Below are 13,408 nucleotides of genomic sequence, written 5' to 3' on the forward strand. Positions count from 1 at the left end.
GTCAAAAGCCTGACAAGAAAAACCCCGCCGGAAGCAATTCCGGCGGGGTTTTTCTTTCGGCGCGGTGATCCGGTCAGCTTTGTCAGGCCTGCTGAACCTTGGTCAGGAAATTCTCCATCGCACCCTGCAGACTGCTCTGTTCCCGCACCACATCGCCCACCGCTTCGCTCACTGCCTGAGCAGCGCTACCGGTTTGCTGGCTGGACTGGGCCAATTGGGCGATGGTGCTGGTCACTTCCGCCGTGCCCTGCGCCACCTGCTGCACGGAAGAGGAAATCTCCCGGGTAGCCGCCCCTTGCTCCTCCACGGCTGCTGCGATGGCTGATGTTCCCTCGCTGATCCGGCTGATCATATCGGTGATGGATTGGATGGCGGTCACGGCGTCTGCTGTCGTCATCTGGATATGCTGAACCTGCTGGGTGATATCTTCCGTCGCGCGTGCAGTCTGCGTGGCGAGGTTTTTCACTTCCGCTGCGACAACGGCAAAGCCCTTGCCCGCTTCACCGGCGCGTGCTGCCTCAATTGTCGCGTTGAGCGCCAGCAGGTTGGTCTGTCCGGCGATTTCGCTGATCAAGCCCACAACGTCACCGATCTTCTGTGCCGCCTCCGTCAAGGCCTCCACTGTGGCGTTGGTGGAAGCGGCCTGACCGGCGGCGGTGCGCGCCATGTCGGCGCTGGCCGTCACCTGATGGGAAATTTCCGCGATGGAAGCGGAGAGTTCTTCGGTCGCGGCGGCGACGGTTTGCACATTCTGGGAAGTTTCCTCTGCCGCATTGGAAACCATCCCCGCCTGGGCGCTGGTATCGCTGGCGATGTGGCGCATCGTGCCAGAGGTTTGGTCCAGCGCACCGGAGGCGGCGCTGATGGTGCTGAGCGCGGCTTGCGCGGCACCTTCGAATTCACGGCAATAGGTGCGCAAAGCTTCCGCCCGCTGGAGTTCCGCCCTCTGGCGTTCCGCCGCTTCCTGCTGAAGACGCTGCGCTTCACCAGCGCTGCGGCGCAGGGCTTCCAGTGCGGTGGCAATGGACCCCAACTCGTCCGGATGGCGGGCAGGGGGGACCGGGATCGTGTAGTCCTGCCGGGACAGGTGGCCGATTGCTTCCCGCAGTACCATGGTCGGCTGGCTCAATCGGCGTTGGATTGCGAACAGGCCGAACAGCGACAGGGCGACGGCGGCGGCCAGGCCCAGGAACGTGGTGATCAACACCAGAAGGGCCGATTGCCGCTGGGATTGTGCGTGGTCAACCGACAGGTCCAGCGCGCCATAGGCAATGGCAAGGATGCTCTCAAAAGGTTGGTTGCAGGCAGCCGTATAGGCAGCCGCTTCCATGGCTGGCTGGCCGGACCCGTCAAAACGGGCGACCAACCCATCAATCGTGGCCTGGGCGCGCTCGATATTGGTGCCGGCAAGGCCGATGGCATCACGCAGGGCAACGGGGGTTCCTGGTCGATCGGCAATTTCCCGCAGCACCTGAAGATCGACACCGTAAGCGCCCCGCCGCACATGCCATTGCCGGGCGGCGTCCGCTGTTAATGGCTTGCTTTCGGTGACGAAGGGGCGGAGCTGGGAACATTGGGCCCCCATATTGTCGCGCAACCGCCACGCCGCCTCGCGGGTTGTCAGCAGGCTGCCGATAAGCGCGTTGCGCTCCCGCATGTCGCTGGACAAAGTGGTGGCGGCCTTTTCCATCGCGGTCGATAGCGTCAGCACGGACCGCCGCCAGCCATCCGTGCTGGCGACATCCCGCCCCCCTTTGGGAAGGGCAAAGAGCGCCTCCACCCTGGCCCATTCCCTGTCCATGGTCTCCAGGTCCGTGGTAATGACCTTTAGCAGATCATCCTTTTCTGCCAGATCGCTATTCTGAAGCAGGCGCAACGCCTCAGCGACCGCGCTTTTGGCTTCGTCGCGCGTCTTGCTGGCGATGGGGCGCGGGTCGTCCTGGGCGACCAGGGCCGTCTGGACGCGTGCGATCTGCGCGCGATTTTTGACCACGGCATCGAAAAGGGCCCGGTTGGATTCCGTATCCGCCACAGCACTGCCGGCATTGCTGAAATTTCTCAATGCCCCGACGGCCAGGGTGCTGGCCGCCAGGAGCAGGCCGCAGAGCATGGTGATCTGCACCGCCATCAGAAGGCGTGACACGGAAGTCCCGAACATGTGCCCCCCAAGGTATGTTGCCGCCCCTGGAAACAGGGGTGTTGGCTATCCCATACTTATTGCTGGCAGAGATGCCGACAACGTGGACCCATATAGCCTGACGGTCATGACCGGCGCGTGACAGCCGGGTGACCTGCGCTCGCTTCTATCCGATCGAACTGTATAGCGGTTGCCGCAGAAGCCAGCTTGCACGGCTGCGTACTGAAGCGGCCTTATCCATCATTGCCAAACTGCGCAGTTGGTCGACAGGAATGATCAAAACGGGCTCCCGTATCGCAGCATCTAGCGCAATACGACGTACACAAGCCGCGCGATCAAAAATTGCCTGCTGTATCAATTCACGACGGGGCGCTGGTATTATGGTCAGGGGCCGTTCGACCATGTCCGGCACCAGCATGTACCGGCCCATGGTTTTATCGACCCATTGCCTTCGCAATCCCACCGTATAATAGGCCACACCTGATAAGAGACAGCGCAGGGCGACCGCGCGCACAGCAGGCTGCTTCGCTGTCCTCGCCAGTGCGGGCAGATGTGCATCAATCTCTGGTGAGATGATGAGTCTGCGTAGGAGAACACCACTTGGACCTTGCTGGCGTGCGGCGAGCTGGTCGACGGCAACACCAAAAATTCCTGCCCCATTAAAGTGCTCTATCAATGACGGGCCTGTCTCACGCCAAGCGGATCGGCGGGGCAGTGTGGCAAGTGCGCCGAGGAATCCTTCCGCCATAATGGCGTGGTCGGTGATCTTTGTTATCCGTTGGAGGCAGGCTCGCGCTTCTTCCCGGACGGCAGGAACCCAGTCCAGAAGTCGATACAACAGAATATGAACCAGAAGCGGGCTGGATAACGGGGCCGTGGCGGAACGTAGTGCCGCCTGACGGACATAGCCATCGCGGCTAAGTGAACAAAGCAGTGCAAAGGTAGAGTGTTGCTTCCATAAAGGTATTAGGACACTTCCAAGATAACGCTGCCATTCTGTCGCGGAAAGAGAGTGCCCACCTGGGAAATGAAAATGCCAAACGATGCCGCGCTGGATGATCGGGGCGACGCTGCACGGCAAATCATTAACAATTTCCTCAAGTTCAACAAGACCCTCCGCAAGTGATGCGTGTGCGTCAAAATCTAGCTCTCTAAGGGTCCTTACGGGGGGGAGTAGAAATCTGACTAGCCGCTGCCCCATACTAGGCGCCAGCGAATGCGCTACCCTTGGTAGCAAATTCGTTGCGGTGGCAACGCATTCGTAGAGTCTACGAACCTGAGTGAGCAGATCGGCTTTAGGTGGCATGGCCTTGACGAGCATTCCTGATAAAGTCCTCAATTCGACAGCGCACCGTCTGCTCAATGATGTCGGGTCTGCGTAAAAAAAATCAGTAGGATTCTAGCCGGCAGCGCTTTTAATTTTTCAACCAGACACCTGCAATCAGGCGCGGCTTCTTCGCCAAGATCGTCACTCACCAAACCTTGCCCTCGGCGGCCAGATCGGAGCACGAACTCGATGACAGCCATTGTGACGTGGTTGCCATGACGGGAAGCCCATCTTCAGGACGCGGGTGTAACTCGCATTACAGTCCTTTGAATGCACGGCGATGAGGGTGAACAGCTTGTTCACACGCGCTTACCCGTCATGCCATATCCCCCCTTGGCATCTGGGCCCATCCGCGCTAAATAGGCCGCCACCGGGGAACCGAGGCGCTTGGCGCTGACGGCACCCCGGTTTTTTTCGTGCGGGTATGGTTTGCCTACGTGGATCGGCCCGCCTTCCGAACACCTGACCTCACCACGCCGGGTCGGTTGATTTTTTTCACACGACGCTGGACGACGGAGCCCTTCTTATGCCCCGCACTACCCCGCTTTCTGATATTCGGAATATCGGCATCATCGCCCACGTCGATGCCGGCAAGACGACCACGACTGAGCGCATCCTTTACTATACCGGTCGTAAGCACACGATCATCGACGTTCATGATACCAAGGATCTGAAGACGTCGACGACGACCGACTATATGGAGCAGGAACAGAAGCGCGGCATCACGATCCAGTCGGCGGCCGTTTCCTGCTTCTGGAAGGGCAAGAAGATCAACGTCATCGACACCCCGGGCCACGTGGACTTCACCATTGAGGTGAACCGTAGCTTGCGCGTGCTCGACGGCGCGGTCGTGGTGTTTGACGGTGTGGCCGGCGTTGAGCCGCAGACCGAGACCAACTGGCGCCTCGCGGACAACTACAAAGTGCCGCGCATGTGCTATGTCAACAAGATGGACCGCTCGGGCGCCAACTTCCGCCGCACGGTGAAGATGGTCGTTGACCGTCTGGGCTCCCGCCCCATCTGCTTGCAGATGCCGATCGGTTCGGAAGATGACTTCCACGGCATCGTCGACCTTGTTGAGATGAAGGCTTATGTCTGGTTCTCCGAGGAGAAGGACAGCAAGTGGGAAATCTGGGACGTTACGGATGATCTGGCTGACAAGCTGAAGATCACCAACGCCTATGACCGCGAGTTGCTGTCCCAGTACAAGCAGTATCGTCAGGATCTGGTCGAAGCCTGCGTGGAGCAGGACGACGCCGCCATGGAAGCCTATCTGGAAGGCACCGAGCCGGACGCCGACAAGCTCCGCGAGTGCATCCGTAAGGCCACCCTGTCCGGCGCCTTCGTGCCGGTGCTGTGCGGTTCTTCGTACAAGAACAAGGGTGTGCAGCAGTTGCTGGACGCTGTTGTGTGGTACCTGCCCGCTCCGACCGACGTGGAAGCCATCAAGACGGTGGATCCCGATGGTAACCCGAACGGCGAGCGTATCTGCTCCGATGAAGAGCCGTTCTCGGGTCTTGCCTTCAAGGTGCTGAACGACAAGTACGGTTCGCTGACTTTCGTGCGCGTCTATTCGGGCGTTGTCACCAAGGGCACCCAGCTGCTGAACACCACCCGTGGCAAGCGCGAGCGTATCGGCCGTATCGTGGAAATGTTCGCCAAGGACACCAACGATCTGGAAGAATGCCGCGCCGGTGACATCGTTGCCTTCGTGTCGCTGGCTGAAACCGATACCGGTGATACGCTGTGCGATGCCACCGCCCCGGTGGTGCTGGAGCGTATGCGTTTCCCCGAGCCCGTGATCTCCGTCTCCATCGAGCCGAAGAACCGTGGCGACCAGGACAAGTTCGGCGCCGCCATCGGCAAGATGGTCCGCGCGGATCCGTCCCTGCGTCTGGAAACCGATCGCGAAACCGGTCAGACCCTGCTGCGCGGCATGGGCGAACTGCACCTGGAAGTGACCCTGGACCGTGTCCGCACCGAATATGGTGTGGAAGGCGTCATGGGCCGTCCGCAGGTGGCTTATCGCGAGTCGATCACCCGTCCGGTCACGCACATCTATACCCACAAGAAGCAGACCGGCGGTTCGGGCCAGTTCGCTGAAGTGAAGATCATTTTCGAGCCGAAGGAACGCGGTGAGGGTTACGAGTTCGTCGACCAGGTGGTCGGCGGTACCGTGCCGCGCGAATACATCCCCTCGGTCGATAAGGGCCTGCAGATGCAGAAGGAAGACGGTGTCATCGCCGGCTATCCGACTGTGGACTTCAAGGCCACCCTGATCGACGGTAAGTACCACGACGTCGACTCGAACGCCCTGACGTTCGAAATCGCCGCCAAGGCCTGCTTCCGCGAAGCCATGAAGCTGGCCGGTCCGGTTCTGCTGGAACCGATCATGAAGGTCGAAGTGGTGGTTCCGGAAGATTATCTGGGTGACGTGATCGGTGACGTGAACCGTCGTCGTGGCACGATCCTGGGTCAGCTGGAGCGTGGCAACAACATCGCCGTTGAAGCCCATGTGCCGCTGTCCGACATGTTTGGCTATATCGGCCAGCTGCGCGGCATGACCTCCGGTCGCGGTTCGTTCACGATGGAATTCTCGCACTATGATCCGGTGCCGAGGAACGTCGCTGACGAAATCGTTGCCAAGCAGGGCAAGAACAACGGCTGATTTCCGGCTGTTGGTTGAGTTGGAAAGCGGCCGTCCCGAAAGGGGCGGCCGTTTTTCTTTGGATATTCAGGTCTGAAAAGCGGTTCCCCATGATCGACAAGCTTGCCCCCGCCCTGTTCGTGCTGCTGTGGAGCACTGGCTTCATCGGCGGCAAGCTGGGTCTGCCCCATGCGGAGCCATTGACCTTTCTGCTGTGGCGGATGGCCCTGGTGGCCGTGCTGCTGATGGCACTGGCAGTTTGGACCCGCGCGCCCTGGCCGGCTACAAGGCGGGAGGCAGGGCACATCGCCCTGGCCGGGCTGCTGGTTCATGGCGCCTATCTGGGGGGCGTGTTCGGTGCCATCCATCATGGTCTGCCGGCGGGAACGGTCGCGCTGATTGTTGGCCTGCAGCCGGTATTGACGGCCCTGGTGGCCGGTCCGCTATTGGGGGAACGGATCCGGCCGCTGCAATGGCTGGGGCTGGGCCTGGGCTTGCTGGGCGTTGCGGCTGTGGTGGGGGAGAAGCTGGCGCTGCGCAATGGCGATGGCTGGTCACTGATTCTGGCCGGCATCGCCCTTCTCGGCATCACGGCTGGCACGCTCTACCAGAAGAGTTTCTGCACCGGCATGGATCTGCGCAGCGGCACGGCCATCCAATATGCCGCCACTGGCACCCTGTTCGCCGTGCTGGCCCCCTGGATGGAGACGATGCAAGTCGATTGGACCTGGGACTTCATCTTCGCCCTGGGCTGGCTGTGCCTTGTCCTGTCGGTCGGCGCCATCTTCCTGCTGTTCATGCTGATCAAGCGGGGGGCGGCGTCACGGGTGGCAAGCCTGTTCTATCTGACCCCTCCGGTCACCGCCCTTATGGGCTGGGCCTTGTTCGGGGAGACGCTGGGGCCGCTGGCGCTGGCCGGCATGGCGGTGACGGCTGGGGGCGTGGCCCTGGTGTTGCGGCGGGGATGAGCTATCCCCCTTGACTGGTTGCACTTATTCCTGTACCGATCGGTAAAATTTTTACTGATCGGTACAGGTGAGGTTTCATGCGCCATTTCATCTCCCGTCATCAGCCGACCCAGCCCTGGCGTGTGACATTCCTTTCCGGCCTGGGCGGCCTGCTGGCAATCGGCTGTGTTGCGGCTTTTTCCGCCTTCATGCAGGCGCCCCTGCTGATTGCGCCCTTTGGGGCCAGTTGTGTGCTTCTGTTCGCAGCACCGTACAGCCCGCTGTCACAGCCGGCCCATGTTGTCGGCGGGCATGTCCTGGCTACGGCTGTGGCGCTGGTCATGCATGCTCTCCTGCCCAATCAATGGTGGGCGGTGGCGCTGGCGGTTGGCCTCGCTATTGCCCTGATGGGCGCGCTGCGGGTGACACACCCGCCGGCCGGCGCCGATCCGCTGCTGGTTTTCGCCCTGTCGCCGGGGCCGGACTTCCTGGTTATGCCGGTTTTGCTGGGCGCTTGTACCCTTGTTGCCATCGCGGTGATGTTCCACCGCGCCAGTGGCGTGACATACCCGCTGCGGCCCGCCTGATGGCCCGTCTGGTGGCAGAGCGGGCCGACGCCATTCCGCTTCTGGCGGAGGCTTTCCGCGAATTCGGCTTTGAGGGCGCCAGTATCAGCCGGCTTTGTAAGAGGACGGGGCTGGGCAAGGGCAGCCTTTATCATTTCTTCCCCGGCGGGAAGGAGGAGATGGCGGCAGCCGTTCTGGAGTCGGTGCAGCACTGGTTCGCAGGAACGATTTTTCAGCCGTTGGAAACGCTGCCCCCGGCAGAAGCCGTGAACGGAATGATCGATGCTGTGGCGGATTATTTTCAGTCCGGGCGCCGTATCTGCCTGGTAGGGGCGTTCGCGCTGGATGGAACCCGTGACCGCTTCGCCCCGGCGCTGAACGGCTATTTCACCCAATGGCACAAGGCGCTGGCTATCGCCTTGCAACGCGCTGGTCTGCCGCCGGCGGAAGCGGAAAGCGCCAGCCTCGATACCCTTGTCACCATCCAGGGTGCCCTGGTCCTGTCCCGTGCCCTGGATAGCGAGCAGCCCTTCCGCGCGGCGATGGAGCAGGTGCGGCAACGTCTATCTGTCGCATGGCGGGGGCCATAGCCCTTGCCACCAACCGGCTTGCTTATCCCCCAATGGCTGGATAAGGTCGCGGCCTTCCCTGATCGAATTTGAACGAGGCATCCTATGTCTGACGCGGCAACCTCTACCGACGTCGGCGGCATTGCGGCCGACCGGCTGCGTTCCTTCATCGAGCGCATCGAGCGCCTGGAGGAAGAGAAGAAGGGTATCCAGGACGATATCAAGGATATCTATGCCGAGGCCAAGGGTACCGGCTTCGACACCAAGATCATGCGCCAGATCATCCGCATCCGTAAGATGGAGTCCAATGACCGGCAGGAAATGGAAGCCCTGCTGGATCTCTACAAGTCGGCGCTCGGGATCGAGTAAGCCGTAGAAAGCCGCTTTTGCGGGATTTTGCCGGCGGCCGGGGGCTTTCCCCGGCCGTTCCCTTTGGTGCTTCAGATAGCGCCTTGACGAGAAGGCCGCCTTCCCGAAAGGTGAAGAAACCTTTCAACGGATGGCCGGCCCGCGCCATCGCGGATCCCAAGCCGCCGGAGTGCCATGCTCTCCCTGGACGTTCGTCCCATTTTCTATGTCATCGGTGCGTTGCTCTCGGTCCTCGCGCTGGCGATGGCCGTGCCGCTGGTTGCTGATCTGGTGGCCGGCTCCGATGACTGGCGTGTCTTCGCCGTTTCCTCGGCCTTGACCCTGTTCTTCGGGGTGCTGTTGATACTGACGAACCGGACCGGGCGAATCGTCCTGTCCTTGCGCCAGACCTTCATCCTGACGACGGCATCCTGGGTGGTGGTGTGCCTGTTCGCAGCGCTGCCTTTCATGTTTTCTGCCAATGGCCTGTCCTTCTCCGCTGCCTATTTCGAGGCGATGTCGGGCCTGACGACAACGGGCGCATCGGCTTATGCGGTGGTGTCCACCCTGCCGCCTGGGTTGCTGCTCTGGCGGTCCTTGCTGGTCTGGCTGGGGGGCATCGGCATTGTCGGCATGGGGATCGTGATCCTGCCTTTCCTGCGGGTCGGTGGGATGCAGCTTTTCCGCAGCGAATCGTCGGACAAGTCCGACAAGGTAGTGCCGCGAGCGGCTGATATGGCCTTGGGTTTTGGCTGGGTCTATCTGGCGCTGACCTTCGTCTGCATCATCGCGCTGCGCGCTGCGGGCATGCCCATGTTCGACGCGATCAACCATTCCATGACGGCATTGGGGACGGGTGGCTTTTCCACGCAGGACACATCGATCGGCTTCTACCAAAACCCCAATGTGGAATGGGTGCTGATCTTCTTCATGTTCTGCGGCAGCCTGCCCTTCGTGCGTTATATCAGCCTGGTCCGGGGCGATTATGTCGGCCTGTGGCGGGACAGCCAGGTCCGGACCTACACCGCCTTCACCCTGATCGTGTCGCTGTTGCTGGCACTCTATCTGGCAGCGATGGATACGCTGCCTTTTGGTGAGGCACTGCGCCATTCGCTGTTCAACTGTGTTTCCCTGATCACGACAACGGGCTTCTCCTCCGCCGATTATCTGCAATGGGGGCCGGGACCGGTGGCCTTGTTCTTCATTCTGACGCTGGTCGGCGGCTGCACCGGTTCCACCTCCGGCGGCATCAAGATGTTCCGGTTCGAGATCATGTGGCTGGCATTGCGGACCCAGGTGAACCGGCTGTTCAGCCCGAACCGGATGTTGCCGCTGACCTATAGCGGCAAGCCGGTCGGGTCTGATGTCATCATGTCGGTGATGAGCTTCACCTTCGTCTATATGGCCCTGATTTTGATCTTCGCGGTGCTGCTGGGGATGACCGGGCTGGATTACACCCATGCCATCTCGGCCGCGGCTACGGCGCTGGGCAATGTCGGTCCAGGTCTGGGGCCGATGATCGGGCCGGTTGGGAATTACCAGCCCCTGCACGAGGCCGCGATCTGGGTCATGTCGCTGGGCATGCTGCTGGGGCGGCTGGAACTGTTCACTGTGCTGGTGCTGTTGAGCCCCAGTTTCTGGCGGCGCTGAACGAGAACGGGGAGCGGGGCTTGCGGGCCTGCTGACCGCCGGCGTCCGGCCTGCTATGGTGCCGGCCATCTTTTCCCTTGCCGCCGGATATGCCGCAATTGGCCGAGCCCGCCCCCTTCCTGACCGATATCTGGTATTTCGCCATGCCGTCCGCCGCCCTGGCGCCGGGTGGCATGCAGGCCAAGATGCTGCTGGGCCAGCCGGTGGTGTTTGCCCGGGGCCATGATGGTGTGGCCTTTGCCCTGCGTGATATCTGCCCCCATCGCGGCATTCCGCTTTCCTGCGGCCGGTTTGACGGGCGGGAGGTTGAATGCTGCTATCATGGCTGGCGTTTCGATGGCAGCGGCGCTTGCACCGCCATTCCCTCGCTGGTGGAGGGGCAGGAATTTGATCTGAACCGGATCAAGGTCCGCCGCTATCCCGTGGCAGATGCGCAGGGCAATCTCTGGATCTGGATGGGGGAGAAGGAGCCGGACGGCCCGCCGCCGCAAATGCCGGATATGGAGGGACGCGCGCCCAACCTGACCGAGGTGATGGAATTTCCCTGCCATGTCGATCATGCGGTCGTGGGGCTGATGGACCCCGCGCATGGCCCCTTCGTGCATCAAAGCTGGTTCTGGCGTTCGGCCAAAAGCATCCATGAAAAGGCCAAGGCCTTTGGCCCGGCGCCCTATGGCTTCGCCATGAAGCGGCACCGGCCCTCTTCCAATTCCGCCGCCTACAAGTTGCTGGGTGGCGCGCCGGAGACGGAGATCAGCTTCCGCCTGCCCGGCATCCGGACGGAACATATTGTCGCTGGCCGCCACCGGATCGTGAACCTGACCACGGTGACGCCACTGGATGCCAACCGCACGGAAGTGACCAACAGCTTCTATTGGACCCTGGGCTGGGCCAATGTCGCGCGCCCGGTGCTGCGCCGATTCGTCCGCCGCTTCCTGGGCCAGGATCGCGATGTGGTGGTGAAGCAGCAGGAAGGGCTGCGGCATGAGCCGACCCTGATGCTGATCAAGGATGCCGACACGCAGGCCCGCTGGTACTACCAGCTCAAGAATGAATATATGCGCGCCCACACAGAGGCGCGGCCCTTCGTCAACCCGGTGAAGGATACAGTGTTGCGCTGGCGCAGTTGAGGGGGGAAGCGGTTACTGCGGCTGTTATGGCACGGGACTGCTGGTGCGGCCCTGGACTGTACTGCCGGAGGGGCTGCGCATTACGCTTTTGCCGGCATCGGGGTTCGGCGTATCGGTCATCCGGTCCAAGCGGCGGTTGGGCGATGTTTCCGGACCGTATATCTTGTTCAGCCGGTCATATTCCTGCTTGTGATATTCATATTGGGTCTGGAAGTCGGGCTCCCCGTCGCGCCGGCCGCGGACGATGATTTCCTCTTCCATCTCCTGTGCCGGCGGGGCTTTCTTCTCTGCCGCTGGGGGCTGCTGCTCGGCAGAAGGCTGTTGGGCCATGGCGGGCAGGGATAGGGCCATCAGGGCCAGTGCCAGAAAATAAATCGCCCGCATATCCATGTTTCTCGCCACTGCCTGACCGCCCTTGCGCGGGCGTTGGCGTCACCCTGCCACAAGCCGCTGATGCCGACCAGGGGCGTCGCACTCAGCCGGCGGCCAACGGTTCATACCAGTCAGATGGCAGCCCTGCCAATTCGCGCGACAGGCCATTGAAGGGGCGCTTCAACTCCCCCTTGAAATGGGTGCGCACCAATTGCTGCCACCAGGGGCCGGCATCCTGGCCCAGGCAGCGGGCGGCCTGTTCAAACCAGCGGCGGCCGGCGGCCACATGCCCCACCTCTTCCGCCAGGATGATCTCCAGCACGGCCACACTGTCCAGGTCGCCGGCCTTGGTCAGGCTGTCGATGATGGCCGGCGTCACGTCCAGCCCGCGCGCCTCCAGCACCATCGGCACCACGGCCAGCCGGGCCGGCAGGTCGTGCGCCGTCGCCTCGCTGGCCTGCCACAAGCCGTCATGGGCCGGCAAATCGCCATAGGCAGCGCCGAAATGGGCCAGCCGCTCGGCGACCAGCGCATGGTGCTTGGCCTCCTCATCCGCCACGCGCACCCAATCATCGTAAAAGGCACGCGGCGGGGTGGTGCCATCGGGCAGGGCGCGGAAGCGGGCCACGATATCCCAGGCCAGATCAATGGCGTTCAGCTCAATATGGGCGATGGCGTGTAAAAGCGCGATACGGTTGGCAATGCTCTGCCCCTTGCCGCGCTTGGGCATATCCTTGGGATGGCGCAGTTCCGGATGGGCGGGGCGCGCGGGCCGGTTGGGCGGGCTGCCCTGGCCGATTTCGCTGATCCGTCCCTCGCGCCAGTCGGCGGCGAAGGCGCGGGACAGGCGCACCTTGTCGGCAGCCTCCGGGGTGGTCAGCACCGCGATGGCGGCGTCGGCAAGGGTAATCATCATCGCTACTGAAGGGACAAGGGCGGGGGATTGGCGCCCTTATACCATGAAGCTCTCGCCACAGCCGCAGCGGGCTTTCTCGTTCGGGTTCTTGAAGGTGAAGCCGGACTGGAACTTGTCCTCGGCATAATCCATTTCCGACCCGATGAGAAACATGGTGGCGGCGGGGTCGATCAGGATGGTCACACCCTTATCCTCCACCACCTCCTCGAACAGCTTCTTTTCCTCGGCATATTCGACAAAATAGCTCATGCCCGAACAGCCGCGCGCCTTCACGCCCACGCGCAGGCCGATAATCGGCTTGTCGGAACGGCTCATCAGTTCCTTCACCCGCTCGGCGGCGGCGTCGGTGATGGTCATTGCCTTGGGCAGGGGACGGGCCATGGTCGGGCTCCTTCACATCAAAACATGTTCAACGCAATGCGGGCTTCGTCGCTCATGCGGCTGGGGTCCCAGGCGGGTTCCCAGACCAGATCGACGCGGGCATTGCGCACGCCATCAACGGCCTGCACCACCTGTTGCACTTGGCCCGGCATTTCGCCGGCCACCGGGCAGGCGGGGGCGGTGAGCGTCATTTCGATCTCAACATCGCCTTCGCCATCCACATCACAGCGATAGATCAGGCCCAGTTCATAGATATTCACCGGAATCTCCGGGTCATAGACCGTGCGCAGGGCTTCCACCACGCGGTCGGCCAGCGGCGCGTCGGCGGGCAGTTTTTCATCTTCCGGCACTTCTGCCGGGGCACCCATGAAAACGCCAGGGGCGATGGGGCGGGGATTGCTGCTCATCTTCTTCGTCC

General features: G+C 62.0%; 13 protein-coding genes. 7 read left to right on the plus strand and 6 right to left on the minus strand.

The genetic code is table 11. From position 1 onward, the window contains the following. Positions 1 to 82 precede the first annotated feature (82 nt). Both G473_RS0114085 and G473_RS30375 read right to left on the minus strand, forming a co-directional pair. Positions 83 to 2,143: a methyl-accepting chemotaxis protein gene (locus G473_RS0114085; protein WP_161630995.1), complete on the minus strand. Its 2,061-nt coding sequence runs from the start codon at positions 2,141 to 2,143 to the stop codon at positions 83 to 85. 160 nt (positions 2,144 to 2,303) lie between these two features. Then, positions 2,304 to 3,458, minus strand: a complete 1,155-nt coding sequence (locus tag G473_RS30375) for a hypothetical protein (RefSeq protein ID WP_154667412.1) — start codon at positions 3,456 to 3,458, stop codon at positions 2,304 to 2,306. 532 nt (positions 3,459 to 3,990) lie between these two features. Between G473_RS30375 and fusA the strand changes: the two genes are divergently transcribed. From fusA to G473_RS0114125, 7 genes are all read left to right on the plus strand, one after another. Next, positions 3,991 to 6,132 (plus strand): elongation factor G, encoded by a 2,142-nt coding sequence (fusA, locus tag G473_RS0114095; RefSeq protein WP_029013630.1) that lies wholly within the window; start codon positions 3,991 to 3,993, stop codon positions 6,130 to 6,132. 89 nt (positions 6,133 to 6,221) lie between these two features. Then, on the plus strand, positions 6,222 to 7,079 hold the full coding sequence (locus G473_RS0114100; protein WP_029013631.1) for a DMT family transporter: 858 nt from the start codon (positions 6,222 to 6,224) through the stop codon (positions 7,077 to 7,079). A gap of 77 nt (positions 7,080 to 7,156) precedes the next feature. Beyond that, entirely contained in the window at positions 7,157 to 7,645 is a 489-nt protein-coding gene (locus G473_RS0114105) for an HPP family protein (protein WP_029013632.1), read from the plus strand. Next, a complete protein-coding gene (locus tag G473_RS0114110) occupies positions 7,645 to 8,214 on the plus strand; it encodes a TetR/AcrR family transcriptional regulator (protein ID WP_029013633.1) in 570 nt (189 codons plus the stop codon). Before G473_RS0114105 ends, G473_RS0114110 begins: the two co-directional genes overlap by 1 nt. Before the next feature lie 84 nt (positions 8,215 to 8,298). Further along, positions 8,299 to 8,562, plus strand: coding sequence for a DUF2312 domain-containing protein (locus tag G473_RS0114115; RefSeq protein WP_029013634.1), 264 nt, complete (start codon positions 8,299 to 8,301; stop codon positions 8,560 to 8,562). Between the two features lie 174 nt (positions 8,563 to 8,736). Beyond that, entirely contained in the window at positions 8,737 to 10,191 is a 1,455-nt protein-coding gene (locus G473_RS0114120; protein WP_029013635.1) for a TrkH family potassium uptake protein, read from the plus strand. Positions 10,192 to 10,289: 98 nt separating this feature from the next. Continuing rightward, a complete protein-coding gene (locus G473_RS0114125; RefSeq protein ID WP_029013636.1) occupies positions 10,290 to 11,321 on the plus strand; it encodes an aromatic ring-hydroxylating oxygenase subunit alpha in 1,032 nt (343 codons plus the stop codon). A 24-nt stretch (positions 11,322 to 11,345) separates the two neighbouring features. Here G473_RS0114125 and G473_RS0114130 read toward each other — a convergent pair whose 3' ends face one another. From G473_RS0114130 to G473_RS0114145, 4 genes are all read right to left on the minus strand, one after another. After that, entirely contained in the window at positions 11,346 to 11,705 is a 360-nt protein-coding gene (locus G473_RS0114130) for a hypothetical protein (RefSeq protein ID WP_154667413.1), read from the minus strand. 91 nt (positions 11,706 to 11,796) lie between these two features. Then, positions 11,797 to 12,609 carry a ferritin-like domain-containing protein gene (locus G473_RS0114135; RefSeq protein WP_029013638.1) on the minus strand — a complete coding sequence of 271 codons (813 nt, stop codon included), beginning with the start codon at positions 12,607 to 12,609 and terminating at the stop codon, positions 11,797 to 11,799. 36 nt (positions 12,610 to 12,645) lie between these two features. Then, positions 12,646 to 12,990 carry a HesB/IscA family protein gene (locus G473_RS0114140; protein WP_029013639.1) on the minus strand — a complete coding sequence of 115 codons (345 nt, stop codon included), beginning with the start codon at positions 12,988 to 12,990 and terminating at the stop codon, positions 12,646 to 12,648. Between the two features lie 17 nt (positions 12,991 to 13,007). Then, positions 13,008 to 13,397 carry an SUF system Fe-S cluster assembly protein gene (locus tag G473_RS0114145; protein WP_035707384.1) on the minus strand — a complete coding sequence of 130 codons (390 nt, stop codon included), beginning with the start codon at positions 13,395 to 13,397 and terminating at the stop codon, positions 13,008 to 13,010. Positions 13,398 to 13,408 lie beyond the last annotated feature (11 nt).

It is taken from the genome of Niveispirillum irakense DSM 11586 (genome assembly GCF_000429645.1).
In the GTDB taxonomy this organism is placed as follows: Bacteria; Pseudomonadota; Alphaproteobacteria; order Azospirillales; family Azospirillaceae; genus Niveispirillum; species Niveispirillum irakense.